Origin of the sequence: Micromonospora sp. WMMD736 (genome assembly GCF_049179015.1) — a bacterium.
Classification (GTDB): Bacteria; Actinomycetota; Actinomycetes; order Mycobacteriales; family Micromonosporaceae; genus Micromonospora.
In genome coordinates this window covers 2,794,151-2,820,089 of sequence record NZ_JBMHMI010000001.1, presented here as the reverse complement: position 1 = coordinate 2,820,089, position 25,939 = coordinate 2,794,151, and the positions used below count along the sequence as shown (strand labels likewise).

24 protein-coding genes and 2 pseudogenes are annotated in these 25,939 nt (G+C 72.6%); 12 read left to right on the top strand and 14 right to left on the bottom strand.

Translation table 11 applies throughout. The annotated features are described in order from the left end of the window. Nucleotides 1-11: 11 nt before the first annotated feature. The gene (locus tag ACN269_RS12070; RefSeq protein WP_355051393.1) at nucleotides 12-341 is read right to left on the bottom strand and encodes a hypothetical protein; all 330 of its coding nucleotides are present in this window, start codon (nucleotides 339-341) and stop codon (nucleotides 12-14) included. A gap of 308 nt (nucleotides 342-649) precedes the next feature. Between ACN269_RS12070 and ACN269_RS12065 the strand changes: the two genes are divergently transcribed. The 3 genes from ACN269_RS12065 (at nucleotide 650) to ACN269_RS12055 (ending at nucleotide 3,312) form a co-directional block, all read left to right on the top strand. Then, nucleotides 650-1,141, top strand: coding sequence for a DUF3145 domain-containing protein (locus tag ACN269_RS12065; protein WP_355051394.1), 492 nt, complete (start codon nucleotides 650-652; stop codon nucleotides 1,139-1,141). Nucleotides 1,142-1,237: 96 nt separating this feature from the next. Next, nucleotides 1,238-2,971 carry a glycoside hydrolase family 3 protein gene (locus tag ACN269_RS12060; RefSeq protein ID WP_421472529.1) on the top strand — a complete coding sequence of 578 codons (1,734 nt, stop codon included), beginning with the start codon at nucleotides 1,238-1,240 and terminating at the stop codon, nucleotides 2,969-2,971. A 122-nt stretch (nucleotides 2,972-3,093) separates the two neighbouring features. Further along, nucleotides 3,094-3,312, top strand: coding sequence for a hypothetical protein (locus tag ACN269_RS12055; protein ID WP_355241242.1), 219 nt, complete (start codon nucleotides 3,094-3,096; stop codon nucleotides 3,310-3,312). A gap of 63 nt (nucleotides 3,313-3,375) precedes the next feature. Here the strand turns inward: ACN269_RS12055 and fabF are convergent, their stop codons facing one another. From fabF to ACN269_RS12015, 8 genes are all read right to left on the bottom strand, one after another. After that, on the bottom strand, nucleotides 3,376-4,602 hold the full coding sequence (gene fabF, locus ACN269_RS12050) for a beta-ketoacyl-ACP synthase II (RefSeq protein ID WP_421472528.1): 1,227 nt from the start codon (nucleotides 4,600-4,602) through the stop codon (nucleotides 3,376-3,378). Nucleotides 4,603-4,604: 2 nt separating this feature from the next. Continuing rightward, a complete protein-coding gene (locus tag ACN269_RS12045) occupies nucleotides 4,605-4,844 on the bottom strand; it encodes an acyl carrier protein (protein ID WP_007463517.1) in 240 nt (79 codons plus the stop codon). Between the two features lie 87 nt (nucleotides 4,845-4,931). Next, nucleotides 4,932-5,876 (bottom strand): beta-ketoacyl-ACP synthase III, encoded by a 945-nt coding sequence (locus ACN269_RS12040; RefSeq protein WP_421472527.1) that lies wholly within the window; start codon nucleotides 5,874-5,876, stop codon nucleotides 4,932-4,934. Beyond that, nucleotides 5,873-6,829 (bottom strand): ACP S-malonyltransferase, encoded by a 957-nt coding sequence (locus tag ACN269_RS12035; RefSeq protein ID WP_421472526.1) that lies wholly within the window; start codon nucleotides 6,827-6,829, stop codon nucleotides 5,873-5,875. Before ACN269_RS12035 ends, ACN269_RS12040 begins: the two co-directional genes overlap by 4 nt. Before the next feature lie 78 nt (nucleotides 6,830-6,907). Further along, nucleotides 6,908-8,221, bottom strand: a complete 1,314-nt coding sequence (locus ACN269_RS12030; RefSeq protein ID WP_421476300.1) for a PucR family transcriptional regulator — start codon at nucleotides 8,219-8,221, stop codon at nucleotides 6,908-6,910. Continuing rightward, complete coding sequence (locus tag ACN269_RS12025) at nucleotides 8,221-9,060, bottom strand: septum formation family protein (protein WP_421472525.1); 840 nt, start codon at nucleotides 9,058-9,060, stop codon at nucleotides 8,221-8,223. Before ACN269_RS12025 ends, ACN269_RS12030 begins: the two co-directional genes overlap by 1 nt. Before the next feature lie 94 nt (nucleotides 9,061-9,154). Further along, on the bottom strand, nucleotides 9,155-9,823 hold the full coding sequence (locus tag ACN269_RS12020; protein ID WP_421472524.1) for a response regulator: 669 nt from the start codon (nucleotides 9,821-9,823) through the stop codon (nucleotides 9,155-9,157). Continuing rightward, on the bottom strand, nucleotides 9,820-11,013 hold the full coding sequence (locus tag ACN269_RS12015; RefSeq protein ID WP_421472523.1) for a sensor histidine kinase: 1,194 nt from the start codon (nucleotides 11,011-11,013) through the stop codon (nucleotides 9,820-9,822). The genes ACN269_RS12020 and ACN269_RS12015 overlap by 4 nt, the downstream gene beginning before the upstream one ends. 190 nt (nucleotides 11,014-11,203) lie before the next feature. Between ACN269_RS12015 and ACN269_RS12010 the strand changes: the two genes are divergently transcribed. Then, nucleotides 11,204-11,743: a hypothetical protein gene (locus tag ACN269_RS12010; RefSeq protein ID WP_421472522.1), complete on the top strand. Its 540-nt coding sequence runs from the start codon at nucleotides 11,204-11,206 to the stop codon at nucleotides 11,741-11,743. Nucleotides 11,744-11,847: 104 nt separating this feature from the next. Beyond that, nucleotides 11,848-12,168, top strand: coding sequence for a hypothetical protein (locus ACN269_RS12005; RefSeq protein WP_421472521.1), 321 nt, complete (start codon nucleotides 11,848-11,850; stop codon nucleotides 12,166-12,168). Nucleotides 12,169-12,282: 114 nt separating this feature from the next. On the opposite strand, the gene ACN269_RS12000 is transcribed toward ACN269_RS12005, so the two are convergent. Next, nucleotides 12,283-12,933 (bottom strand): hypothetical protein, encoded by a 651-nt coding sequence (locus ACN269_RS12000; protein ID WP_421472520.1) that lies wholly within the window; start codon nucleotides 12,931-12,933, stop codon nucleotides 12,283-12,285. Between the two features lie 238 nt (nucleotides 12,934-13,171). Here ACN269_RS12000 and ACN269_RS11995 point away from each other — a divergent pair, with 238 nt between their 5' ends. Then, a complete protein-coding gene (locus ACN269_RS11995) occupies nucleotides 13,172-13,789 on the top strand; it encodes a copper resistance protein CopC (protein WP_421472519.1) in 618 nt (205 codons plus the stop codon). 324 nt (nucleotides 13,790-14,113) lie between these two features. Here the strand turns inward: ACN269_RS11995 and gltX are convergent, their stop codons facing one another. The 3 genes from gltX to ACN269_RS11980 all read right to left on the bottom strand — a co-directional run bounded on the left by gltX (nucleotide 14,114) and on the right by ACN269_RS11980 (nucleotide 18,229). Continuing rightward, nucleotides 14,114-15,523: a glutamate--tRNA ligase gene (gltX, locus tag ACN269_RS11990; protein ID WP_421472518.1), complete on the bottom strand. Its 1,410-nt coding sequence runs from the start codon at nucleotides 15,521-15,523 to the stop codon at nucleotides 14,114-14,116. Between the two features lie 82 nt (nucleotides 15,524-15,605). Continuing rightward, on the bottom strand, nucleotides 15,606-16,883 hold the full coding sequence (locus ACN269_RS11985) for an MFS transporter (RefSeq protein ID WP_421472517.1): 1,278 nt from the start codon (nucleotides 16,881-16,883) through the stop codon (nucleotides 15,606-15,608). Further along, nucleotides 16,880-18,229: a GH1 family beta-glucosidase gene (locus tag ACN269_RS11980; RefSeq protein ID WP_421472516.1), complete on the bottom strand. Its 1,350-nt coding sequence runs from the start codon at nucleotides 18,227-18,229 to the stop codon at nucleotides 16,880-16,882. The genes ACN269_RS11985 and ACN269_RS11980 overlap by 4 nt, the downstream gene beginning before the upstream one ends. A gap of 188 nt (nucleotides 18,230-18,417) precedes the next feature. Between ACN269_RS11980 and ACN269_RS11975 the strand changes: the two genes are divergently transcribed. Next, the gene (locus ACN269_RS11975) at nucleotides 18,418-18,861 is read left to right on the top strand and encodes an SRPBCC family protein (RefSeq protein WP_355051413.1); all 444 of its coding nucleotides are present in this window, start codon (nucleotides 18,418-18,420) and stop codon (nucleotides 18,859-18,861) included. Nucleotides 18,862-19,126: 265 nt separating this feature from the next. Here ACN269_RS11975 and aceE read toward each other — a convergent pair whose 3' ends face one another. After that, nucleotides 19,127-21,865, bottom strand: a complete 2,739-nt coding sequence (gene aceE, locus ACN269_RS11970) for a pyruvate dehydrogenase (acetyl-transferring), homodimeric type (protein WP_421472515.1) — start codon at nucleotides 21,863-21,865, stop codon at nucleotides 19,127-19,129. A gap of 174 nt (nucleotides 21,866-22,039) precedes the next feature. On the opposite strand from aceE, the gene ACN269_RS11965 reads away from it, so the two are divergent. The 5 genes and pseudogenes from ACN269_RS11965 to ACN269_RS11945 form a co-directional block, all read left to right on the top strand. Beyond that, on the top strand, nucleotides 22,040-22,429 hold the full coding sequence (locus tag ACN269_RS11965) for a hypothetical protein (protein ID WP_421472514.1): 390 nt from the start codon (nucleotides 22,040-22,042) through the stop codon (nucleotides 22,427-22,429). A 26-nt stretch (nucleotides 22,430-22,455) separates the two neighbouring features. Continuing rightward, nucleotides 22,456-22,860 carry a YjbQ family protein gene (locus ACN269_RS11960; RefSeq protein WP_421472513.1) on the top strand — a complete coding sequence of 135 codons (405 nt, stop codon included), beginning with the start codon at nucleotides 22,456-22,458 and terminating at the stop codon, nucleotides 22,858-22,860. Nucleotides 22,861-23,032: 172 nt separating this feature from the next. Beyond that, a complete protein-coding gene (locus ACN269_RS11955) occupies nucleotides 23,033-23,446 on the top strand; it encodes a MarR family winged helix-turn-helix transcriptional regulator (RefSeq protein WP_421476298.1) in 414 nt (137 codons plus the stop codon). Between the two features lie 51 nt (nucleotides 23,447-23,497). After that, a pseudogene (locus ACN269_RS11950) lies at nucleotides 23,498-23,846 on the top strand (transketolase); the annotation flags it as partial. A 110-nt stretch (nucleotides 23,847-23,956) separates the two neighbouring features. Then, nucleotides 23,957-25,927 (top strand): annotated as a pseudogene (locus ACN269_RS11945) (thiamine pyrophosphate-dependent enzyme); the annotation flags it as partial. Nucleotides 25,928-25,939 lie beyond the last annotated feature (12 nt).

Genomic DNA, 25,939 nt, shown 5'->3' with positions numbered 1-25,939 from the left:
TGGGGGAGGGCTCAGCCCTCGAAGACGCCGGCCGCGACCAGACGCTTCTCGGTGGCCTCCCAGCCGTCGTTCGGGTGAACGGTGGCCAGGTTGTTGATCTCCGCCCGGATCTTGGCGGCGTGGCCGGCGGCGGCCAGCGCCCGGATCTCCTCGACGAAGGCGTCGGAGTCGGTACGCAGGTGCGCGGTCTTGCCGTTGGTCAGGTTGCGCACGTAGGCGTGCTTGCCGCCGTTGAGCGGGATGAGGTACTTGAACTCGCCCAGCACGCTGAGGGCGCCACCCTGGCCAGCCTGGCCGGCCCGGACTGACGCGCGCGCGGTCTTAGAGGTGTTGCTCGCCACGGAGGTACTCCTTGCAAGACGTACGGGAGGACTGGAACGTCCGGGGGCTGTGTGCGGGTGACACTGCGTCGGCCCGCAGAGGTGTAACGCGGCAGAAGCCGCCGATGGAACTGTACATGACCACGACATCAGGCTGGTCGTCGCGGTGTCCTGAGAGGCAACGGAGACCACCCGTCCGGCTATTCCGGGAGGCGTTTTTTCCGATTCCCTGGCGCACCATCCGTCACAGCAGTCATCATGTGTTCCAGCAACCACTCGGGTGGACGAGGTCGTAGGGGAAGACGCACCTCGCTCTCCGGGAGGTCACCGTGCCAACGCGTGGCGTCGTATACGTCCACTCGACCCCGCTCGCCGTGTGCTCGCACGTCGAGTGGGCGATCGCGCGCGTCCTAGCCGCGCCGGTCAACCTGCAGTGGACGGCTCAGCCCGTCGACCCCGGCGCCCGCCGGGCCGAGTGCGGGTGGACCGGCCGTCCGGGGACGGGCGCTGAGCTGGCTGCTGCCCTCCGGCAGTGGCCCATGATCCGTTTCGAGGTCACCGAGGAGCCGAGTCCCGGCGTCGACGGTGAGCGCTTCATGTACGTGCCCGCCCGTGGGCTGTTCCGGGCCACCGTCGGGGCAGCCGGTGACATCCAGCTCGGCGAGGACCGGCTGCGGGCCCTGATGGCCTCCGCCCGGGCCCCGGAGGCGTTGTCGCACGCCCTCGACAAGGCACTCGGCACCGCGTGGGACGCTGACCTGGAGCCCTACCGGTACGCCGGTGACGGTGCGCCGGTGACGTTGCTCACCCGGGTCGGCTGACGACGGGGCCTCGCGCGCTGCCCAGCTGGCTGTCGCGTCACCCGTACGGCGCCGACCGGTAAGGTCAAGTTGCCCCGATAAGGGGGAACTGGTGGGATGGTCGGCGTGCCGATTCGCCCGCGACACGCCGGTGTCGCCGTCGCCGCCCTGACCGCCCTGATCGTCTCTGGCTGCTCGGGTACCCCGGATCGTCCCGACCCGACGCCCGGCCCCACCGGTGCCTCGGCGGCCCCGAGCGCACCCGCCTCGCCGCCGACCGACGACCCGGCCGCCCGGGCCGCCGCGCTGGTCGTGACGCTCTCCGACGAGGACCTGGTCGGGCAGGTGCTGATGCCCTACGCGTACGGCGACTCGGCCACCAAGGTCTCCACCGGCTCGGCGGCCGGCAACCAGGCGCTCGCCGGCGTCGACACCCCCGCCGAGATGATCGCCAAGTACCGCCTCGGCGGGCTCATCCTGGTCGGCTTCAGCGCCGACGACCCCACCAAGGGCAACCAGGAGACCACCAACGTCGACAACCCGAAGCAGGTCCACGACCTGACCACCGGGCTGCGCGGGGCCGCCGGACGGCTGGCCGCCGGCCCGGCGCCCTTCCTGATCGGCACCGACCAGGAGTACGGCGTGGTCACCCGCGTCACCGACGGCGTCACCATCCTGCCCAGCGCCCTCGCGGCGGGCGCGGCCGGCGACCCGAAGCTGACCGAGGCGGCCTGGCGGGCCGCCGGCGCCGAGCTTGCCGCCATGGGCATCAACATCGACTTCGCCCCGGTGGCCGACGTGCTCGCCACCCGCAGCACGGTGATCGGCTCCCGGTCGTTCGGCGCCGACCCGAAGCTCGCCGCCGCGCAGGTCGGTGGCGCGGTCCGGGGCCTACAGGCCAGCGGCGTCGCGGCCACCCTGAAGCACTTCCCGGGGCACGGCCACAGCGCGGACGACTCGCACAAGGACCTGCCGGTGCTCACCCAGTCCGCGGCGGCGTTGCAGAGCGGCGCGTGGCCGCCGTTCAGCGCCGGGTTCGACGCGGGCGCGATGGCCGTCATGTCCGGCCACCTGGACGCGCAGGCCATCGACCCGGGCACCCCGGCGACCTTCTCCCACAAGCTGCTCACCGACGTGCTGCGCGGTCAGCTCGGCTTCAAGGGTGTGGTGATCACCGACGGGATGAACATGCCGCCGGCCAAGCGGTGGGCACCCGGCGAGGCGGCCGTCCGCGCGCTGAACGCCGGCAACGACCTGATCCTGATGACGCCGAACGTCGGTCAGGCGTACGACGGGCTGCTCGCTGCCCTGCGCGGCGGGTCGCTGCCCCGGGCCCGGCTCGTCGACGCGGTCACCCGGATCCTGACCATGAAGTTCCGGTTGGCGGCGGCTCCCGCCGAGCCGATGTCCACGCTCAACACCCCGGCACACCGCGCTGCGGCGGACGCGCTGGCCGCCGGAGCGGTCACCGTGTTGCGGGGGGCCTGCGGAGGCGCGGTGCACGGCCCCGTCACCGTCACCTCCTCCGACGGTCGGGACGGCACCCGGGCCACGCTCACCACCGCGCTGAAAGCGGCCGGGGTGACCGTGAAGCCGAGCGGCGGGACGGTGGTGCACCTGGTCGGCTACGGCGACGGGGAGAAGGACCTGAGCGCCAGCGCGGCCGTCACCGTCGCCATGGACACGCCGTACGTGCTGGCCAAGGCCAAGTCGCCGACGCTGCTGGCCACGTACTCCTCCAGTCGGGCGTCGATGACCGCGCTCGCCGCCGTGCTGGCCGGCAAGGCCCGCCCGAGCGGGCGGTCCCCGGTGGCCGTGTCCGGCCTGCCCGCCACCACCTGCAAGAACTGACGGCATCGGAAATTCGATCGGATCCCGGTCAGTCGACGCCCTCGACGATCGTCGCGGAAGCGGGCTGGTCCGCTCCGGAATTCGGTCGCGCCACGCGGGGCCGCCCTGGCAGCGTGTCGCCCATGGGTCAGGCGCAGGGCTTCCGGTACGACCAGCGGGCCGACGGCACGGTGGTGATCACCCATCACGGCCGGGTGGCCGGCACGCTGCGGGGCGCCCGCGCGGCGGAGTTCCTCGCCGAGGTCGACGACGACCCGCAACTGGTGATGGCCCGCTGGACCGGCAACTACCGCCACGGCAACGAGCGCACCGCCCGGCAACACCCCCGCAACCGAGGCTGAACAGCCGAACGGGCCCCCTCTGGTGAGAGGGGGCCCGTTCCGGATAGCCGCGGATCGGTCGGGTCAGGGCCGCGCGAAGACCAGCGCCACGTTGTGACCGCCGAAACCGAACGCGTTGTTCAGCGCGGCGGGAATCTCCATGTGACGTGCCTTGTGCGCGGCGACCTCCAGGCTGAGCCCGGGCTCCGGGTCGTCCAGGTTGATCGTCGGGGGTACGACGCTGTCGCGGATCGCCAGGATCGTGGCGATCGACTCCAACGCGCCGGCCGCGCCCAGCAGGTGACCGGTCATCGACTTCGTCGCCGCCAGCACCGGGTGGTCGCCGAGCGCCTTGTGCAGCGCGCCGATCTCCAGCATGTCGCCGACCGGAGTCGACGTGGCGTGCGCGTTGACGTGCACGATGTCCTGCTTGGCGATGTCCGCGTCCGCGATCGCCTTGGCGATGGCCCGGATGGCGCCCTCACCCTCGGCGTGCGGCTGCACGATGTCGTACGCGTCGGAGGTGATGCCGGCACCCGCGAGACGCGCGTACACCCGGGCGCCCCGGGCCGCGGCGTGGTCGGCCCGCTCCAGCACCACGATGCCCGCGCCCTCACCGAGGACGAAGCCGTCGCGGCCGGTGTCCCACGGGCGGGAGGCCCGCTCCGGCTCGTCGTTGCGGGTCGACATGGCCCGCATCGAGCTGAAGCCGGCGATCGGCAGCGGGTGGATGACCGCCTCGGTGCCGCCGGCCACCACCACGTCGGCCCGGCCGGCGCGGATGATGTCCAGGCCGAGCGCGATCGCCTCCGCGCCGGTCGCGCAGGCGCTGGCCACCGTGTGCACGCCGGCCTTGGCGCCCAACTCCAGGCCGACCCAGGCGGCCGGTCCGTTGGGCATCAACATCGGGATCGTGTGCGGGGACACCCGCCGCGGTCCGGACGCCTCCAGGATGTCGTCCTGGGCGAGCAGGGTGGTGGCGCCACCGATGCCGGAGCCGACGCTGACCGCGAGCCGCTCGGCGTCCAGGCCGGCGTCCGCCAGGCCGGCGTCCGCCCAGGCCTGCTGCGCCGCGATGAGCGCGATCGCCTCGGAGCGGTCCAGCCGGCGCAGCTTCACCCGGTCCAGCACCTCGGACGGCTCCACGGCCAGCTGGGCGGCGATCCGGACGGGCAGTTGCGCGGCCCACTCCTGGGTGAGGGCACTCACCCCGGAGCGGCCGGCGAGCATGGCGTCCCAGGTCGACGCGACGTCCCCGCCGAGCGGGGTCGTCGCGCCGAGCCCGGTGACGACGACGTCAGGACGACTCATGATCAGGACTGCGCCTCGATGAAGCTGACGGCGTCCCCGACGGTCTTGAGGTTCTGCACCTCGTTGTCCGGGATCTTGACGCCGAACTTCTCCTCGGCGGCCACCACGACCTCCACCATGGAGAGCGAGTCGACATCGAGGTCGTCGGTGAAGGACTTCCCCTCGGCCACGTCGTCCGGGTTCACCCCGGCAACCTCTTCGAGGATCTCGGCGAGGCCGGTGGTGATCTCGTCACGGGTCATTGCGGTTGGTTCCTCTCATAGGGGGTTCTCCGGCGGCCGGCGTCGCCGACCGCCACTCCTGGAGCGCGTACGCGGCTCAAGGGGGCTTCAGGGGCAGCGAACGACCTGACCGGCGTAGGTCAGGCCACCGCCGAAGCCGAACAGCAGGACCGGGGCGCCCGAGGGCACCTCCCGCCGCTCGACGAGCTTGGACAGGGCCAGCGGGATGCTCGCCGCCGAGGTGTTGCCGGACTCGACGATGTCCTTCGCGATGATCGCGTCGGGGATGTTGAGCCGCTTGGCGATGCCGTCGATGATCCGGGCGTTGGCCTGGTGCGGCACGAACGCGGCCAGCTCCGACGGGTCCACCCCGGCCCGCTCGCAGGCTTGGAGCGCGAGCGGTGCCAGCGCGGTGGTGGCCCAGCGGAACACCGACTGACCCTCCTGCTGGATGTACGGGCGCCAGCCCTCGATGCGTACCGCGTCGCTCTTCTCCGGCGCCGAGCCCCAGACCACCGGGCCGATGCCGGCGGGCTCGTCGTCGGCGGTGGCGGTGACCACCGCGGCGCCGGCGCCGTCGCCGAAGATGATGCAGGTGGAGCGGTCGGTCCAGTCGGTGAAGTCGGACAGCTTCTCCGCGCCGATCACGATCGCGTTGCGCGACGCTCCGGCGCGGATGGCGTGGTCGACGGTGCCCAGTGCGTACGCGAAACCCGAGCAGGCGGTGTTGACGTCGAACGCGCCCGGAGCGGCGATGCCCATCTTGGCGGCGACCCGGCAGGCCACGTTGGGGCTCCGGTCGATCGAGGAGCAGGTGGCGACCACGACCAGGTCGATGTCGGCGGCGCTGAGGCCGGAGTTGGCCAGGGCCTTGCCGGCGGCCGCGGCGGCCATGTCGGCCACCGTCTCGCTGTCGGCGATCCGCCGGGTGGCGATGCCCACCCGGTCGCGGATCCACTCGTCGTTGGTGTCCACCAGTTGGGCGATGTCGTCGTTGGTCACCACCCGGGAGGGCTGGTAGTGCCCCATCGATACGATGCGACTGCCAGTCATGAGTGTCCTCCGATGCGGGCGAGCGGTTGGCCCGGCGTGGCGTGGCGGGCGATCAGGTCCCGTGCGGCCGGCAGGTCGTCCGGGGTGTTCAGGGTGACGATCTCCGGGGCGCCCTCGCCCCGGAGCTCCCGCTTGACCAGACCGGCGAGGGTACCGGCCGGGGGGAGCTCGATGACGCCGGTCACCCCGTGCTCGACCAGGGCGCGCATGCACAGGTCCCAACGCACCGGCGCGGTGACCTGGCGGACCAGGCGTCGCACCAGCTCGTGCCCGTCGGTGACGGCGGTGCCGTCGAGGTTCGACAGCAGGATCCGGGCCGGGTCGACGGGGGCGATCCCCGCGGCGACGGCGGCCAGCGCGGTCTCGGCCGGGGCCATGTACGGGGTGTGGAAGGCCCCGGCCACCTGGAGCTGCTTGACCCGTGCCTTCGCGGGCGGCGCGGCGGCGAACGCGTCCAGCCCGTCCAGCGCGCCGGCGGCGACGATCTGGCCGGCGCCGTTGCGGTTGGCGGGGTGCAGCCCGTTGGCGCTGATCGCGGCCAGCACCTCGTCGGGGTCGCCGCCGAGCACGGCCGCCATCCCGGTCGGCTCCAGCGCGCAGGCGGCGGCCATCTCCCGGCCGCGGATTCCGGCGAGGGCGATGGCGGCCTCGGCCGACAGCACCCCGGCCACCGTCGCGGCCCCCAGCTCGCCGACGCTGTGCCCGGCGGTGAGCGCCACGCCGTCCAGCGGCAGGTGCTCGGCGGCGAGCAGCGCCGCGGCGACGAGCAGTGGCTGGGTACGGGCGGTGTCCTTGATCTCGTCCGCGTCGGCGGCGGTGCCCAGGTGCACCAGGTCCACGCCGGCCAGCGCCGACCACCAGCGCAGGCGCGCCTCGGTGCCGGTCAGATCGAGCCAGGGGGTCAGAAAGCCGGGTTTCTGGGAACCCTGGCCGGGACTAAGTACGGCGAGCACGCCTATGACTCTCCCGGATACGCGTGGGTAGCGCTGTGCCGGGGCCGACCAAACCGCACTAGAACCTTTGGAGGTTTCTTACAAAGATCGGCGGGGATCATCACTGGTTTGGGCGGATTTCCGGGCGGCCGGGGTCAATGTCTGGGTCGGGACCGAGGAGGCCACCGGGACCACCGGGTCCAGCCGACCGACAGTCAACGCCACCTGGAGGGCGAACGCGTCCCGGGGCGACAGTGGCGAGAAACCGGTCACCTCGGCGATACGGCGCAACCGGTACCGCACCGTGTTCGGGTGGACGAACAGCGCCCGCGCCGCGCTCTCCAGCGTGCCACCGGCGGCCAGGAACGCGTCCAGGGTCTCCAGCAGCTCGCCACCGGCCCGGACCAGCGTCGCGTACACGTCGTGACGCAGCCGGCGGCGGGCCTCCGCGTCGCCGGCCAGGGCCCGCTCCGGCAACAGGTCGGCGGCCGCCACCGGCCGGGGCGCGCTCGGCCACGCCGGCGCCGCCCGGAAGCCGGACAACGCCGACCGCGCCGACTCCGTCGCCTCGTCCAGACTGGGTACGGCCGGACCGACCACCACCGGGCCCGCACCGAACGCGTCCAGCAGCTTGCCGGTGGCGCTCAACGGGTCCGCCGCGCCACCCAGCACGATCACCAGCCGGTCGCCGTGCACCCCGCCGATCACCTCGACACCGATCCGCCGTGCCAGCCGGTACACCACGTGCAGCACGGCGGAGACCTCTCCGCCGGGGGAGTGGCCCACCGCCACCGCGACCGGCGGCGCGTCCGCCCAGCCCAACGCGGCGGCCCGGCTCGCCAGGACGTCCGGCGAGTCACCGCGCAGCAGCGCGTCGACCAGCAGCGCCTGCAACCGGGCGTCCCACGCGCCGCGCGACTCGGCGGCCCGCGCGTACACCCGGGCTGCGGCGAACGCGATCTCCCGGGAGAAGCGGAGCACCGCCTCGCGCAGCAGCTGCTCCTCGCCCTCGGCGGCGAGCTGCGACACCTGCTCCTCGACGACGTCGATGGTCACCTTGATCAGCGCCACGGTCTGCTGGAGGGTGATCGACCGGGCCAGCGCCTGCGGCGCCGCGTCGAACACGTCGTCGGAGACCTCCTGCGTGCTGTCCGCCGTGCCGCCACCCTCGCGCAGCCACTGCACCAGCGAGCGGGCGCCCGCCTGGGCCACCAGCATCACCCAGGAGCGCTGATCGGCCGGGAGAGCCCGGAACCACGGCAGCGTCTCGTCCATCCGGGCCACGCTGGCAGTGGCCAACGCCCCCGCCGAACGCTCGATCCGGCGCAGCGTGGCCGCCAGCTCCCCACCCTCGGCCGTGCTCACCGCTCTAGCCTGACACGTGGTGAGCAGGCCACGAACGCCGGCACCGATCAGCGGGCCGCCAGCCCGGTATTTTCGAGGGACCCGCTGAGCTGCCGGTTTGGGCTGTGCAGGAAGCAGATGGCGCTGAGTCGGCCCGCGAGCCATTCCGGCTCGCTCTCCAGGAAGTACGCCAACACCTCCAGCCGGCCCTTCAGGGCGGCCTCCGGCGCTGCGACGTACCGGGCCACCGTCGATCGGCATCCCGCCTGCATGACCTCCTCGGTGAGTTCCTCCACCTCCGGGCCGGCCGCCCAGATGCCGGCGAACTCGGTGCTGTGCGGCCCGGTGCAGGAGGCCGGCGGCAGGTCGACCAGGCTCTCGGCGTTCTCCTCGGGCGCGGTGAAGCACGTCAGCCGCAGCGGTGAGTCACCCGTCAGGCCGGCCCGCAGGCTGTTCGCCCGCGGGTTCGGCACCCACCGGTCCAGCGCGAGCATCTCCACCAGGTCACAGCGGTACCACCGTTCGCCCGCCTTCCAACGCGCCGTCGACGGGGTCAGCGTCCGCATCGCCAGTCGTGACTCGCGCCACTCGCCGCCCAGGAAGCGGGCCGCCTCGCTGTCGCAGGCATCGTGGAGACGCCACATGGCCTCGGTGTCAGCCGCCGGTGGCGCCGACGCGGCACCGTCCGTGCCACGGATGACGCCGACCAGGAACGTCTCCACCTCGTGCTTGGCGGAACAGGGGATCGGGGCGTACGTCTCGGGGCTGCGATCGTCGGAGGCGGTGGCATGACACACGCCCGCCGCGGGAGCGAAGGTCGAACCCGCCTCCTCGGTGGGAGCGCTGTCACAGCCGCCCATCCCCACGGTCAGCGCCACCAGGACCGTCGTTCCCCACAGCCGTCGCACGTCGTCTCCGTCCGCAGCGGTGATCATCGGTACCGCTGGCGCGCAGCGTACGACAGCAGGGCCGTCCGGTGGTGTCCGATGTGGAGCGGGCGACTCAGGGTCGTGGCGGGGCGGAGAGCCCCAGCTCCTGGGCCAGGATCGCGGCCTGCACCCGGCTGCGCAGGTCCAGCTTCGCCAGGATGCGGCTCACGTGGGTCTTGGTGGTGCTCTCCGCCAGCGCCAGCCGGTCGGCGATCTGCTGATTGGACAGGCCGAGTCCGAGACAGGCCAGCACGTCGCGTTCGCGCGGGGTCAACGTGTCCAGGGCGGCCCGGGTGGCGGCCGACGCGCCCGGCGCGGTGGCCGCGAAGGCGGTGATCAACCGGCGCGTCACCGCGGGGGCGATGAAGCCGTCGCCCCGCGCCACGGTGCGTACCGCCGCGACCAACCCCGCCGCGTCGGTGTCCTTGAGCAGGAATCCGGCCGCGCCTGCACGCAGCGCGCCGAAGACGTACTCGTCCCGGTCGAAGGTCGTCAGCACCAGCACGTCGGCGAGCCCGTCGGCGACGATCGCCCTGGTCGCGGCGATGCCGTCGAGCCGTGGCATCCGCACGTCCAGCACCGCCACGTCGGGACGTACCTGCCGGCACAGCCGGACCGCCTCGTCGCCGTCGGCCGCCTCGCCGACCACCTCGATGCCCGGTGAACCGGCCAGGATCAGCACCAGCCCGGCCCGCACCGCCGGCTGGTCGTCCGCGAGCACCACCCGTACCGGGGCGGTCACCGGCCATCCCCGGTGGGCAGCGCGGCCCGCACCTGCCAGCGGCCGTCCTGCGGTCCGGCGGTGAACCGGCCGGCCAGCAGCGCCGCCCGCTCCCGCATCCCGATGAGTCCCGCTCCGGCGCCCGTCAGCCCCGCCCCGTCCGGGCGCACCGGGTTCTCGACGGTCAGCACCACCTCCGCCGGGCGGTACGCGATCGTCAGATCCGCCTCGCCCGTGCCGTGTTTGAGGGCGTTGGTCAGCGACTCCTGCACGATCCGGTACGCGGCGAGATCCACCCCCACCGGCAGCGGACCCGGCGTGCCGTCGGTGCGGAAGCGCACCGCGAGGCCGGCCGCGCGAACCCGCTCGATCAACCCGTCGGCCTCGGCGAGCCGCGCGGCGACCGCCTCCGGCACCGTGCCCGGCCCGCTGTGTCCACCACCATCCGGCTCCCGCAACACCTCGATCATCTGCCGCATCTCGGCCAGACCCTGCACACTGCTCTCCCGGATCACCCGCAACGCGGACTCCACCTGGCCACGTTCCAACCCCGGTACGGACAGCACGGCGGTGGCGTGGATGGCCACCGCGCTCAGGTGGTTGGCGACCACGTCGTGCAGCTCCCGGGCCATCCGGGCCCGCTCGGCGCTGACCGCCTGCCGACGGTCCAACTCCACCAACCGGGCGGTCTGCTCGGCCCGGGTCCGCTCGGCGGCGGCCTGGTCGCGGTACTGCCGCACGCTGATCCCGGTCAGCACCGGCAGCAGCCCGGCGAGCACCACCGGCACCCCGACGGCGGCCCCGCGCCACTGACCGAAGCCGAGCACGCCGGCCACCGCCCCGATCACGCTCAGCGTCACGGTGATCCCCAGCAGCCACCGCCACAGTCGGGGCGGTCCGTACACGCACGCGTCGTAGAGCACCTGGGTGTAGACCACCACCGTGCCCAGCGAGTTACCCAGCGCCGTGTCCACCACCAGCGCCCCGGTGCCCACCGCCAGGCTGGCACGGGGCGCGACCCGGCGCAGGCCGACAGCCCCGCACACCGCCAGCAGCGGCACCAGGAACAGCGCGGGCGGCACGTCCGGGTGCGGGATGATCTGTGGCTGCATGCCCAGGCCGTAGAGCACCAGGCCACCGACGAGCGACGCGCCGGCCAGCGTGAGGTCCCGGCCAGGCGTACCGGAGCCGAGCCACGGTGGCGGTCGCATGCCCCGATCCCATCACGACGGCCGGCCCTTCGACTCCGACCGAGGGAGGAGCCCGGTCGCTCCGACATGCGCCGAAAGGGGTACGCCGGGTGGCCGGTCCATCGAAGGGAGGACTCCGATCTCGTCTCCGGTGTCGAGGTCCGGGCCCGGCCGGTAGGCGACGCTGGTCGCGACGACGGGGGAGGACGCCATGCTGATCGCGGTGATCATCGGTTGTGAGATCGCGTTCTGGGTGCTGATCGCCGCCGGGCTGGTGGCCCGCTACCCGCTGCGCCGACCACGGCTCGGCGGGGTGCTGCTGCTCTGCGTACCGCTCGTTGATCTGGCCCTGCTCGCCGCGTCCGCGCTCGACCTGCGGCGCGGCGCCACCGCCGACGTCGGCCACGGCCTCGCCGCCGCCTACCTCGGCTTCTCGGTGGCCTTCGGGCACTCGATGGTCCGGTGGGCGGACCAGCGTTTCGCCTACCACTTCGCCGGTGGCCCGCCGCCCGTGCGGCCACCCCGCCACGGCTGGGCCCGCGCCCGGCACGAGTGGCGGGAGTGGGCCAAGGCGCTCCTCGGCTGGGCCGTCGCGTGCGGCCTGCTCGGCGCGGCCATCCTCTGGGTGAACGACGCGGAAAGAACCCGTGAACTGGGCAACTGGATTCGCAGCCTGACCACCGTGATCCTCATCTGGCTGGTCGCCTTCCCGGTCTGGGCGACCGTCTTCCCGGGCCGCCCGCGGCGCTGACCCCGGGGTACGCCGTGCACAACCCGTCGGGCCCGGCCAGTACGGTGACAGGGCACGTACGGGGGGAGCACCTGCGTGTGAGTGCGAGCGTGAGGAGACCGGGGATGGCGCACGGGGAGGCCGAGCACGGCTGCGCCCAGGGCGAGCCCTGCCGCCTGGGGCACCACGACCCACAGGCGGCCGGCAAGCCCCGCCGGCCGGTCGGCCCGGCGGCGGCGCACCCGAGCGAGGTGTCCACCGGGCGGCCGGACGAGGAGATCCCACGCCAGCGGGCCGCCGAGCCGGTGGCCCTGGGCGAGCCGGAGTCGGACGCCGCTGGTTGCCTCAGTGAACTTCCGGGCTGGGCGGGCGCCCACCGGCACGGCCCGGTCCGGCCACGTCAGCGGGGCACACGACGGGAACGCCCGCCACGCCGCTGGTGCTGACCCCGGAGGCCGGTGTGGCCCGCTGCACCGCGCCGACGTCTTCCGGCGGTCGTGTGAGCGGGCCGGCGGTGGGCGGTCGTGTCGGCGGGCCGGCGGCGTCGTCGGGCGGTCGTGTCAGCGGGTCCGGCGGCGGATCAGCAGGGCGATCCCGGCGAGGCCGACCGTGATGGTCAGCATCACCCCGACGTTGAGCAGCAGCAGCCGCTGCAACTCACCGAGCGCTTCGTCGATGTCCCGCACCGGATCCATCGTGTCCTCCGGCAGCACCCGCTCGCCGCCGCCCACGCCGCCGCTGACCGTGTCGAACTGCCGCTCCAGCGGCACCCCGGCGGTGCGCAGCGTCTCGGACATGCTGAGCCGGCCCAGGAACCAGCCGGCGCTGGTCTTACGGCCGTCCGGCTGTTTGGCCGGGCGGTAGACGCGCGGGCCACCGGCCGCCTTGGGGTAGAGGTCGAAGATCTGCTTCGGGGTCTCTCCGGCCAGCACCACGACCGTGTACTTCGGACCGAGGTCGGCCGCCTTGGGGCCGGTCGCCATTCCGGTACGACCGAGGAAGTTGACCTGGTCGATGACCGCGAGAACGTGCGCCGGCTGGGTCTCGGACCGTAGCCGCAGCGGCTCGGTGAGCCCTTCGCCGGTGACGTCCACACCGGCGGGCGCGGGCTTGGGCGCCGCGCTGACCGGGCCGGCGACGCCGAGCATCACAAGTGCCGCAGCCAGCGTGCCCGCCAGCACGGCGAGCCAACGCCTCATCTGTCGGACCATCCCGCCTCCTCGCCCCGTTCGATGGATGGCTTCGCCGTGACGTCCGGGTCGGTCGGCCGGTGACGGCACCGACCGGGTCGGTCCCACTCTCACAGACTCCGCAGAACGTCGATGGATTGCAGCTTGTGGAACAGTATTTGGAACTATCTGCGATCTCTGCTCGACTAACGAGGAGCTGTTTGATCAGCGGGCGGATCGTACCCTTACGGAGGGGTTCATGGGGGGCAGGGTTACACGGATGGCACGGCTCGTGCCAGTGGTACTCGGCGTGGCGTTCGGTGTGTCGTTACTGGCACCGGCGACGCCAGCTGCCGCGCACAACTCGCTGACCGGCAGCGATCCGCGCGACGGCGCCCGGGTGGCCACCGCGCCCACCCGGATCGAGCTTCGTTTCCTGGCCAAACCGCCGCCGGCTACGACGAAGATCACAATAACCGGACCGGACAATGTGGCCGCTGGCGGGCCGCCCACCTTCGACGGCACCCGGGTGCGCGTGCCCTTCGAGCCGGGCGCGGCGGGGCTCTACACCGTCGGCTACCAGCTGCCGTCGAACGACGGCCATCCGATCAAGGGCGAGGTGCGGTTCACCCTCACCACCGGTACGGCCGCCGACCCCTCGGCCAGCCCTTCGGCGGCCGGCAGCCCTTCAGCCCCCGGCCCGTCGGCAACCATGACCGGCTCGCCCCCGGCGTCCCCCGCCGCACCTGTCTCGCCGTCGGCCGACACCGTGTCCGCCGTACCGGCCGCCGACGAACGATCCGACTCGGGCGGCCCCTGGTGGCCCTGGGCCCTGGGCGGCGCGGCGCTACTGGCCGGCCTGGCCGCCACCCTGCTGCTCCGCCGCCGCCCCCGCTAACGCCCCCCGCCCTCGGGGGTGCCCCTGCCCCGCCCCCCGAGCCCGCCGATCTTGCGCTTTCTGTGCCGACGTAACGGACACGAAGCCCCGTATCGACAACCGAAACTGCAAGATCGACGCGGCGCGGGGAGCGCGCACGCAACACCGCCTACAGCGAGCCGGCACCTCCCGCCGCCGCATTCCGCCCTTGCGGGCGCTGCTCGCCAGGATCGGGGTCGATCATGGACTTGTGGTGGGGGCAAAACCTGCGCAAAGGTGCCCAACCCGGCACCACAACTCCATGATCGGCGGGGGCGGGGCGCAGGGGCAGGGGCAGGGGGCGGGTTAGATCAGGCGGAGGCGGGCGGCGCGGATTCTGGTCAGGGTGCGGTCGCGGCCCAGTACCTCGAGGGACTCGAAGAGCGGCAGGCCCACGGTGCGCCCGGTGACCGCGACCCGGACCGGTGCCTGCGTCTTGCCGAGCTTGAGGCCCCGCTCGGCCCCGACCGCTTCCAGCGTCGACTTCAGCGACTCGGCGTCCCAGGACTCCAGCGTCTCGAAGGCCGCGACGGCGTCGTCCAGCAACTCGGCCGACCCGTCCTTCATCGTCTTGGTCCAGGCGGCTTCGTCGATCGTCGGCGAGGCCAGGAAGAGGAAGTCGACGTTCGGCACGATCTCGCTGAGCACCGCGATCCGGGTCTGGGCCAGCGGTGCCACGGCGGCGAACGCGTCGGCGTCGAACTCTTCCGGCTGCCACGGCGGCGGTGCGATGGTCTCGGTGCCGGTCAGCCACGGCTGGCAGGCGTCGACGAATTCGGCCACCGGCAGAGCGCGGATGTACTCGCCGTTGAACGCGCGCAGCTTCTTCTCGTCGAAGAACGCGGGGGAGGGGTTGACCTCCTCCAGCCGGAACTCGTCCTCGATGACCGACCAGGGCACGATCTCCCGGTCGCCCGAGGGGGCCCAGCCGAGCAGCATGAGGTAGTTGCGCATCGCCCCGGCGAGGTAACCCTCTTCGCGGTACGCCTCCAGGGCGACCTTGTCGCGGCGCTTGGAGAGCTTCTGCCGCTTCTCGTTGACCACCACGGGCACGTGCGCCCAGACCGGCGGCTTGACCCCGAGGGCGTCCCAGAGGAGCTGCTGCTTGGGCGTGTTGGGCAGGTGCTCCTCGGCGCGGATCACGTGGGTGATGCCCATGGTCATGTCGTCGACGACGTTGGCCAGCAGGAAAACCGGCGAACCGTCGCCCCGGGCGATGACGAAGTCCTCGATGAGCTTGTTCTCGAAGGTGGGCTCGCCGCGGATCAGGTCGACGACCACGGTCGTGCCCTCGTCGGGCGTACGGAAGCGCAGCGCGTGCCCGGGCCCCGGCCCGAGGCCACGGTCGCGGTGGTAGCCGTCGTAGCCCTGGTACTGCGAGCCGGTGCGGGCCTGGACGTCCTCACGGGTGCAGTCGCAGTAGTAGGCGCGGCCCGACTCGTAGAGCCGGGCGGCGGCGGCCCGGTGCTCGCCGGCGTTCTCGGACTGGAAGTGTGGCCCTTCGTAGCTGCCCCGGGAGATGCCGATCCAGTCCAGCGCGGAGAGGATGCCCTCGGTCCATTCGGGCTTGTTGCGCGCCGCGTCCGTGTCCTCGATGCGCAGCACGAACACCCCGCCCTGCTGCTTGGCGTAGATCCAGTTCTGCAGCGCCGAGCGGGCGCCGCCGACGTGGAACATACCGGTCGGGGAGGGGGCGAAGCGCACACGTACCGTCACGTCCTTAAGCCTACGGCGGTGCGCGACCGCTTTCGGCCACGGCCCCCCGACTCCGGGCGCGCGAAAGCCGCCGGCCCCCGACTCAGGCCACCGAACGGATCTTGAACACGAGGGCGCTGCCCACCACGGTGACGGCGGCGGTGACCGCGTAGAGCGTCGGATAGCCGCCCAGGTGGACCACGAGCGGGGCGGAGAGCGCCGGACCGAGCACCTGCGGCGCCGAGTTGGCGATGTTGATCACGCCGAGGTCCTTGGCCCGATCGGTGGCCCGGGGCAGCACCTGCGTGATCAACGCGGCGTCCACCGAGAGGTAGACGCCGTAGCCGGCGCCGAGCAGCAGCGCGGCGACGATCGCCATCGGCCAGGTGGGCGCGACCGCGAGCAACAGCGCCGCCACCGCCATGATCAGGCCGGAGACGACCACGTAGATCTTGCGCCGCCCGGAGCGGTCGGAGAGCCGGCCGGCGACCACTGCGGTCAGCATCATGCCGAGCGTGTAGAGCAGGATCAGCACCAGCAGGCCGCCCTCGGGATCGGGGTACCGGACCCCGTCGGTGAGGAAGTACAGCAGGTACAGGGTGCCGAGCGCGTTGCCGAGCTGGACCAGGAACCGGGTGATCCATGCCCAGGCGAAGTCCGGGTGCCGGCGCGGGCTGATCCACATCGAGGTGAACAGCGCGCGGACGCGCAGCGCCGGACGGTTCGTGCGGGGCAGCGGGTCGTCGGGGGTGAACAGCGCGAACGGCAGCGACAGCAGCAGGATGGCCACCGCGATGGCCAGATAGCCGGCGGCGTTGCCGGTGACCACTGCGGTGACCAGGATCGCCCCGAGGACCAGCCCGAGCGCCTGCGGGATGCCCACCCAGCCCGACACGCCGCCGCGCTGCGTCACCGGCACCCGGTCCGGGATGGCGGCGGTGAGGCTGGCCAGCATCGCGTTGAAGCACACCTGCGCGGCGACCCAGCCGACGGCGACCCCGAGGATCGTCCGCTGCTGGGCCAGCAGCACCAGCGCCGCCGCGCCGAGCACGGCGCCGCCGGCGGTCCAGACGTGCCGCCGGCCGAACTCCCGGCCTCCGATCCGCAGGCAGGTCCGGTCGGACAGCGCGCCCGCCAGGGGGTTGGCGAGCACCGCCGCCAACGCGCCCAGGCCGGTGACCACGGCCAGCATGGCCTCCTTGTCGCCGGGCGTGATCCGCTCGATCTGCTGCGGCAGCAGCACCTGGATGGGGGTGAAGAACGCCATCCACACACCCAGGTTGGCGGCGAAGACCAGGCCGATCCAGCCGCGCCGCACCGGCACGGTCGGCTCGGCGAGCGCCGCCGGCAGCGCCGCCGCCGTCGGGTCGACGGTGGTCACCGCGCCGACCCCGGCGCGCTGCCCGCGATCAGGTCCCGCAGCCAGGTGTACGACGACTTCGGCGTACGCCGCTGCGTGGCGTAGTCGACGTGCACCAGGCCGAAGCGCTTGGTGAACCCCTCGGCCCACTCCCAGTTGTCCAGCAGCGACCAGACGAAGTACCCGCGGACGTCCACCCCGTCGTCGATGGCGGCCCGGACGGCCCGCAGGTGCCCGTCGAGGTACGCGATCCGTTCCGGGTCCGCCACCTGCCCGTGCGCGTCCGGCTCGTCGTCGTACGCGCAGCCGCCCTCGGTGATCTCGATGGGTGGCAGGGCCGCGCCGTAGGTGTCCCGCAGCCAGCGGAGCAGCTCGTGCAGGCCGTCCGGGGCGACCGGCCAGTCGAAGGCGGTACGCGGGTAGCCGTCCAGCGGCACCAGGTCGAACGGCAGTGGCGAGTCCGCCTCGGCTGCCCGTACCCCGGTGGGGTTGTAGTAGTTGACCCCCAGCACGTCGATGGGGGCGGCGATGGTGTCCAGGTCGCCGGCGCGGACGACGGCCGGGTCGAGGCCGGGCAGCTCGGGGTAGCCGCGTCCGAGCAGCGGGTCGGTGAAGAGCCGGTTGTGCAACGTCTCGTACGCGGCCCCGGCGGCCCGGTCGGCGTCGCTGTCGCCGAGCACCCGCACGGGCGAGTAGTTGTTGGCGATCGCGACCGGGCTGGCGGTGTGCGCCCGCAGCGCCTGCACCGCGAGCCCGTGGCCGAGCAGTTGGTGGTGGGCGACCGGGAAGGCGTCGAAGAGCAGTATCCGGCCGGGGGCGTGCTGGCCCATGCCGTAACCGAGGCTCATGTGGATGAACGGCTCGTTGAGGGTGATCCAGAGCCGGACGCGGTCACCGAGGCGGGCGGCGGTCCGCTCGGCGTACTCGGCGAAGCGGGCGGCGGTGTCGCGGTGCAGCCAGCCACCGGCGTCCTCGAGGGGTTGCGGCAGGTCCCAGTGGTACAGGGTGGCCACCGGATCGATGCCGGCGGCCAGCAGGTCGTCGACCAGCCGGTCGTAGAAGTCCAGGCCGGCGGCGTTGGTCGGCCCGGAGCCGTCCGGCTGCACGCGGGGCCAGGCGATGGAGAACCGGTACGCCCCGACGCCCAGCCCGGCCATCAGCGCCACGTCCTCGGCGGACCGGTGGTAATGGTCGCAGGCGACCTCGCCGCTGCTGCCGTCGCTGATCCGGCCCGGCTCGCGGGCGAAGGTGTCCCAGATGGACGCTCCGCGTCCGTCGGCCGTGGTGGCGCCCTCGATCTGGTGGGCCGAGGTGGAGACGCCCCAGCGGAAGCCGTCGGGGAACTCGGGCATCGGTGCGGTCGACATGCGCCCTCCCGGTCAACGTGAAACGTGTTCGGGACTCTAGGGCGCTGTCGATGAATGCGCCATAGGGCGGTCTGGCGCAATCCGCAATGGTTGATCGGCGTGTCTTTTTCCGAACCCGTCCGGGTTGGTCCGTTTTGACGCATAGAGTGCCGATATCGTGGGATGTCCTCACTGGAGGCAAGACGGAAATGATCCTCGTGGAACGTAGTGCGCACGTGGCGGCGCCGATGGAAGTGGTCTGGGACGTCGTCCAGCGGGCCGAGCAGTTGCCGGCCTGGCTGGCGGGGGTTCGCGCGGCCGAAGTCCTCTCGGGAGAGGGCTTCGGGCGGCGACAACTGGTCCAGGCGGGGCGTTCGGCGCATGAGGCCGAGGTGATCGCCTATCAGGAGCCGACACTGATCGGCTGGCGGGAGCGGGCCAAGGGGGCCGGTGCTCGTGCGGAGGCGCGCACCGAAATCTACGTCCAGCTCACCGAGGACGAGGAGGAGGGCGGGACGGTCGTGCGGCTCATCGTGGTCCGCTGGCCGGCCGGCCCCGTCAAGGCGGCTCTGCTGCGCCTCGGCCTGCGTCGGGTCGGCGCCGACCTGGAGGACTCGTTGGCCCGGCTCACCGACCTGGCCGCCGTCGGCTGACCGAGCCACGTCCTCTCGGCGCCACCCGCCCCGGCGGTGGCCCGGCGTCCCCACCAGGAACGTCGGCCACCGCCCCCCGTGCCCGCCGCCCCCGAGGAGCCGGGTCGATCAAGAACTTGTGGTGCCCGGAACGAGGTGACTTCACCGCTTCGTCCCCCACCACAACTCCTTGATCGACGCAGTGCAGGGCGAGGGCGAGGCGGGGCGGGGGCGACGCAGAAGGGCCCGGCGCGTCAGCGCCGGGCCCTTCCTCGATCGTGCTGGATCAGCTGTCGCCGCCGGTCTCGCCGACCGGGGCGGCGTTGACGTCGTCGATCGCGTACTTCTTGGCGGCCTCGGCCGGCACGGTGGCCTCGACCGCGCCGCTGCGGGCGAGCTGCCGCAGCGTGGCGACCACGATCGACTCGGCGTCGACGTGGAAGTGCCGGCGCAGCGCGTGCCGGGTGTCCGACATCCCGAAGCCGTCGGTGCCGAGCGACGTGTAGTCACCGGGTACCCAGCGGGCGATCAGGTCCGGTACGGCCCGCATCCAGTCGCTGACCGCGACCTTGGGGCCGTCCGCGTCGGCCAGCTTCTGCGCGATGTACGGCACCTTGGCCTCGGCGCCCGGGTTGAGCAGGTTGTACTCCTCGGTCTCCACCGCGTCGCGGCGCAGCTCGGTCCAGGAGGTCACCGACCAGACGTCGGCGGCCACCCCCCAGTCCTGGGCGAGGAGCTGCTGGGCCTTGAGCGCCCACTGCATGCCCGTGCCGGAGGCGAGGACGTTGGCCTTCGGGCCGTCGACCTGCGGTGCCGGCGAGTAGCGGTAGATGCCCTTGAGCAGGCCCTCCACGTCGACGCCCTCGGGCTCGGCCGGCTGGAGGATCGGCTCGTTGTAGACCGTCAGGTAGTAGAAGACGTTCTCCTGCGCGTCCCCGTACATCCGGTGCAGGCCGTTCTCCATGATGTGCGCGATCTCGAAGGAGAACGCCGGGTCGTACGCGACCACCGCCGGGTTGGTGGCGGCGATCAGCAGCGAGTGACCGTCTTCGTGCTGCAGACCCTCACCGTTGAGCGTGGTCCGCCCCGCGGTCGCGCCGAGCAGGAAGCCCCGCGCCATCTGGTCGGCCGCGGCCCACAGCCCGTCGGCGGTCCGCTGGAACCCGAACATCGAGTAGAAGATGTACATCGGGATCATCGGCTCGTCGTGGGTGGCGTACGCCGAGCCCGCCGCGGTGAACGAGGCGACCGAGCCGGCCTCGTTGATGCCCTCGTGCAGGATCTGCCCGGTGGTCGACTCCTTGTACGACAGGAACAGCTCCCGGTCGACGGAGGTGTACCGCTGACCGTGCGGCGAGTAGATCTTCGCGGTCGGGAAGATCGAGTCGAGACCGAAGGTGCGCGCCTCGTCCGGGATGATCGGCACCCAGCGCTTGCCGAACTCCTTGTCCTTCATGATGTCCTTGAGCAGGCGGACGAAGGCCATCGTGGTGGCCACCTTCTGCTTGCCCGAACCGCGCTTGACGTCGGCGAACCGCTCCGGACCGGGGATGCTCAGCCGCTTGGTGCTGGTCCGCCGGGAGGGCAGGTAGCCGCCGAGCTGCTCGCGGCGCTCCTTCAGGTACGCCAGCTCCTCGGACTTCTCACCCGGGTGGTAGTACGGCGGCAGGTAGGGGTTGTCCTCCAGCGCCTTGTCCGGGATGTCCAGGTAGAGGCGGTCGCGGAAGGTCTTCAGGTCCTCCAGCGTCAGCTTCTTCATCTGGTGGGTCGCGTTGCGGCCCTCGAAGTGCGAGCCGAGCGTCCAGCCCTTGATCGTCTTCGCCAGGATGACCGTCGGCTGACCGGTGTGCTCGGTGGCCGCCTTGTAGGCCGCGTAGAGCTTGCGGTAGTCGTGCCCACCCCGCTTGAGGTTCCAGATCTCGTCGTCGCTGAGCGGCTCGACCATCTTGCGGGTACGGGCGTCCCGACCGAAGAAGTGCTCCCGCACGTACGCGCCGGACTCCGCCTTGTAGGTCTGGTAGTCGCCGTCGGTCGTGGTGTTCATGAGGTTGACCAGCGCGCCGTCGGTGTCCGCGGCGAGCAGCGGGTCCCACTCCCGGCCCCAGACCACCTTGATGACGTTCCAGCCGGCGCCCCGGAAGAACGCCTCCAGCTCCTGCATGACCTTGCCGTTGCCCCGGACCGGGCCGTCCAGCCGCTGGAGGTTGCAGTTGATCACGAAGGTGAGGTTGTCCAACTCCTCGCGGGCGGCCACGCCGATCGCGCCGAGCGTCTCCGGCTCGTCCATCTCGCCGTCGCCGAGGAACGCCCACACGTGCTGCTGCGAGGTGTCCTTGATGCCGCGGTGCTGCAGGTACCGGTTGAACCGGGCCTGGTAGATCGCGTTCAGACCGCCGAGACCCATCGAGACGGTGGGGAACTCCCAGAAGTCCGGCATGAGCCGCGGGTGCGGGTACGACGGAAGACCGCCGCCCGGGTGCGACAGCTCCTGGCGGAACCCGTCGAGCTCGTGCTCGCTGAGCCGCCCCTCCAGGAACGCCCGCGCGTACATGCCGGGCGAGGCGTGGCCCTGGTAGAAGATCTGGTCGCCGCCGCCCGGGTGGTTCTTGCCCCGGAAGAAGTGGTTGAAGCCCACCTCGTAGAGCGACGCGGAGCTGGCGAAGGTGGAGATGTGCCCGCCGACGCCGATCTCCGGGCGCTGCGCCCGGTGCACCAGCATCGCGGCGTTCCACCGCACGTACGCCCGGATGCGCCGCTCGACGTGCTCGTCACCCGGGAACCACGGTTCGCGTTCCGGAGTGATGGTGTTGATGTAGTCGGTGGTGGTCAGGGGCGGAACCCCGACCTGGCGCTCACGGGCCCGCTCCAGCAGGCGCAGCATCACGTAGCGGGCGCGCTTGGCTCCCCGCTCGTCGATGACACCGTCAAGCGACTCGACCCATTCGCTGGTCTCTTCAGGGTCGATGTCCGGAAGCTGGCTCGGTAGGCCGTCGCTGATCACCGGGCGCTTGCGTTCCGTAGCCACAGGCGTTCCCTCGGTTGTGTGTGGGATAGGTCTCTAGCGCCATCCTGCCCCCTGGTGGCACCTGTCGTCACGTCTAGGTCCCCCGGACGCGATGCTGAACACAGGTACTCGCCGGTAACTTAGCGCTACGGCGGTCCGACCGCCCACTTGCCCGGGCTCGCTACGGTGCCGGGTATGAACCGGCGGCGGGTGGTGAGCGGCGGTGTGGTCCTCCTGGTTGGCGCGCTCGGAGCGCTTGTCTCCGTGCCGGTGCTCCTGGCGGGGAATCCCGCCGTGCTGCCGATCACGATTCTCGGCGTCGCGGCGATGGCGTTCGGCGCGGTCCAACTCCGCGGCGGGTGGCGCGCGCCCGCGCCCCGACGGACTCGTCGTGTACCGGGTCCGCGCCGACGGTACGCCGACACCAGCGTCCCGTTGACGTACTACGGCGCGGGTGACTGGTCCGGCGGCGGCGACTCCGGCGGCGGCGACTCCGGCGGTGGTGGCTTCTTCGGCGGCGGGGACTCCGGCGGCGGCTTCTCCGGCGGTGGTGGGGACTCCGGTGGCGGTGGCGGCGGTTCCTGACCGCCGGCTGCGGCAGAATGCGACGTATGCGCAGTGACGTGATCACCGTCCAGACCGGGTCCCGGCCGGCCGTCCGGGACATCACCGCCGAGGCCCAGAGTTTCGTCTCCGGCGAGGGGGACGGTCTGCTGCACGTCTTCGTGCCGCACGCCACCGCCGGGTTGGCGATCATCGAGACCGGATCGGGCTCCGACGACGACCTGCTCACCGCGATCGACGCGCTGCTGCCCACCGACAACCGCTGGCGACACCGGCACGGCTCGGCCGGCCATGGGCGGGACCACGTCCTGCCGGCGTTCGTCCCGCCGTACGCCACGCTGCCGGTGCTCGGCGGCCGGCTGGCCCTGGGCACCTGGCAGTCGATCTGCCTCGTCGACACCAACGGCGACAACCCGACCCGCCAGGTCCGGTTCTCGTTCCTGCCCGCCTGACGCCCCCACCGTCCCGGATCTTGACCGCCCCGACGGCTGTTGCGGCCGGGCAGCCCGGAGCCGGCAGGATCTGATCGCTGAGCTGGGCGGTCGTTGCGGTGCGTACGATGTGGCGGTGGCGGGGGAGACGGCGAACGGGCAGGTGGACCGCGACGGGTTGGCCGCCGACGTGATGCGTCGGATGGCGCACCTGACGGCGTCCCTGCGGCATCGGCAGGGCACCGCCTTCGCCGACCTGGGGCTCACCCCGGCGGCGGCCCGGGCGCTGCACGAGCTGGACCCGGACCGGCCCCTGCCGGCACGTGACCTCGCCGAGCGGCTGAGCTGTGACCGGTCGAACGTGACCGCCCTGGTCGACAAGCTGGAGCAGGCCGGCCTGGTCGAGCGTCGGACCGACCCGGCCGACCGCCGGCAGAAGACGCTCGTGGTGACCGGGGACGGTCGCGCCGTGCGGGACCGGGTGGCCGAGGTGATGTCCGACTCCCGACTCCTCGCGCCACTGCGTGACGAGGAGCTGTCCACCCTGCGTGACCTGGTGTGGAAGGTGTCCGACGGCGGTTGTCCGGAGCCCTGCGACCCGCAGTGAGTCGACCGGTGGCTGCCGTGTCCCACTGGGCGACGGTGGCCCGCGTCGGTAATGCTGTCGGACGTGACCACCCCGCAAGATCTCGACGACCGGTTCCGGGAGACGCTGGCGGCGCTGCCCGCCGCACCGCAACGGCGTGACCTCGCCGAACCGGTCACCGACGACGCCCCGCTGACCGGCGCCCAACTGCTGGAGCTGTTCGACGCGCAGGTGGCCAGCCGGCAGCTCGACCTGGCCGGGCGCTGGCTGCGCAGCTTCGGGGAGGGCTTCTACACCATCGGCTCGTCCGGGCACGAGGGCAACGCGGCGGTCGCCGCCGCGCTGCGCCCCACCGATCCGGCGCTGCTGCACTACCGTTCCGGGGCGTTCTACTGCGTGCGGGCGGCCCAGGTCGCCGCCGCCGCTCCGGCGTCCGCCGCCGAGGCCCCGGAGCCGGCCTCCGACGCCCCCGAGCCGGCCTCCGACGCCGAGGCCGCCGGGTCCGCGACCCCCACCGGTGGATTCGAGGTGTACGCCGAGGCGGCCCGGGACGTGCTGCGGGGGATGGTCGCGTCCAGCGAGGAGCCGATCGCCGGCGGCCGGCACAAGGTGTTCGGCCGTGCCGACCTGGCCGTCGTGCCGACCACCTCCACCATCGCCTCGCACCTGCCCCGCGCGGTCGGGATGGGGTTGGCCGTGGAGCGGCTGCGTCGGCTGGACACCGCCGGGCGGCGTACCGGGACGGGGGTGCGGGCCGGCAGCGGCGCCGGCGCGGCGAACGTCGCGTGGCCGCCGGACGCCATCGTGGTCTGCTCGTTCGGCGACGCGTCGGTCAACCACGCCAGCGCCACCGCCGCCTTCAACACCGCCGGCTGGTACGACCACGCCGGCCTGCGCATCCCGGTGCTCTTCGTCTGCGAGGACAACGGGCTCGGCATCAGCGTCCGCTCGCCGGAGGGCTGGGTGGAGGCGACGCTGCGCGCCAAGCCGGGCATCCGCTACTTCAGCGCGGACGGCGCCGACCCGGTGCGGGCGTACACGGTGGCGCAGGAGGCCGCTGCCTGGGTACGCCGGTACCGGCGGCCGGCCGTGCTGCACCTGCGCACGGTCCGGCTCATGGGCCACGCCGGGGCGGACGCGGAGTCGGCGTACCGCACTCCGGCCGAGCTGGCCGAGGACCTGGACCGGGACCCGGTGGTCGCCACCGCGCGGCTGCTCGTCGCCGCGGGCGTGGCGACCGCCGACGAGCTGCTGGCCCGGTACGACGAGACGGGCTGGCAGGTACGCCGGCTCGCCGAGGAGGTGCTGGGCGAGCCCAAGCTGGCCTCCGCGGCCGACGTGGTGTCGGCGCTGGCTCCCCGCCGCCCGGTGCGGGTGGCGCGGGCCGTGGCCGACGCGGCGGCCCGGGCCAGCGGGCCGGGCGCGGCGGCCCGGGAGGAGGCGTTCGGCGGCAAGCCGCCCGAGCTGGTCGGCCCGATGACCCTGGCGCAGAGCATCAACGCGGCGCTCGCCGACGGGCTGCTCGACCACCCCCAGATGGCCGTCTTCGGCGAGGACGTGGCCGCCAAGGGCGGGGTGTACGGCGTGACGAAGGGCCTGCGCGACCGGTTCGGGCCGGCGAGGGTCTTCGACACCCTGCTCGACGAGACGTCGGTGCTCGGGTTGGGCCTCGGCGCCGGGCTGGCCGGAATGCTGCCGGTGCCGGAGATCCAGTACCTGGCGTACCTGCACAACGCCGAGGACCAGCTCCGCGGCGAGGCCGCCACCATGCAGTTCTTCTCGCGCGGCGCGTTCCGCAACCCCATGGTGGTGCGGGTCGCCGGTCTGGCGTACCAGGAGGGGTTCGGCGGGCACTTCCACAACGACAACTCGGTGGCCGTACTCCGGGATGTTCCTGGTCTGGTGGTCGCGGTGCCGGCGCGGCCGGACGACGCCGCGCCCATGCTGCGGACCTGCCTGGCGAGCGCGGCGGTGGACGGCAGCGTGTGCGTGTTCCTGGAGCCGATCGCGCTCTACCACACTCGTGACCTGTACGCCGACGGCGACGGGGAGTGGCTCGCCGGCTATCCCGAGCCGGGCTCGTGGGTGGCCGGGCACGTGCCGATCGGCCGGGCCCGGGTCTACCGGGTCGGCTCGGCCGACGACCTGACGATCATCACCTTCGGTAACGGGGTGCGGATGTCGCTGCGGGCGGCGGCCGTGCTCGCCGAGGAGGGCGTCGGCACCCGCGTGGTGGACCTGCGCTGGCTGGCGCCCCTGCCGGTGGCGGACATCATTCGGGAGTCCGCGGCGACCGGCCGGGTGCTGGTGGTGGACGAGACACGCCGGTCGGGCGGGGTCGGCGAGGGAGTCATCGCCGCCCTGGTGGATGGTGGATATGTGGGCGCAGCGCGGCGGGTGGCCGGAGTTGACTCGTTTGTACCATTAGGTCCGGCGGCACGTCATGTTCTGGTCTCCCCGGAAGCCATTACCGACGGTGCCCGTACGCTGCTGGCACGGTAAATTCCGTTCCAC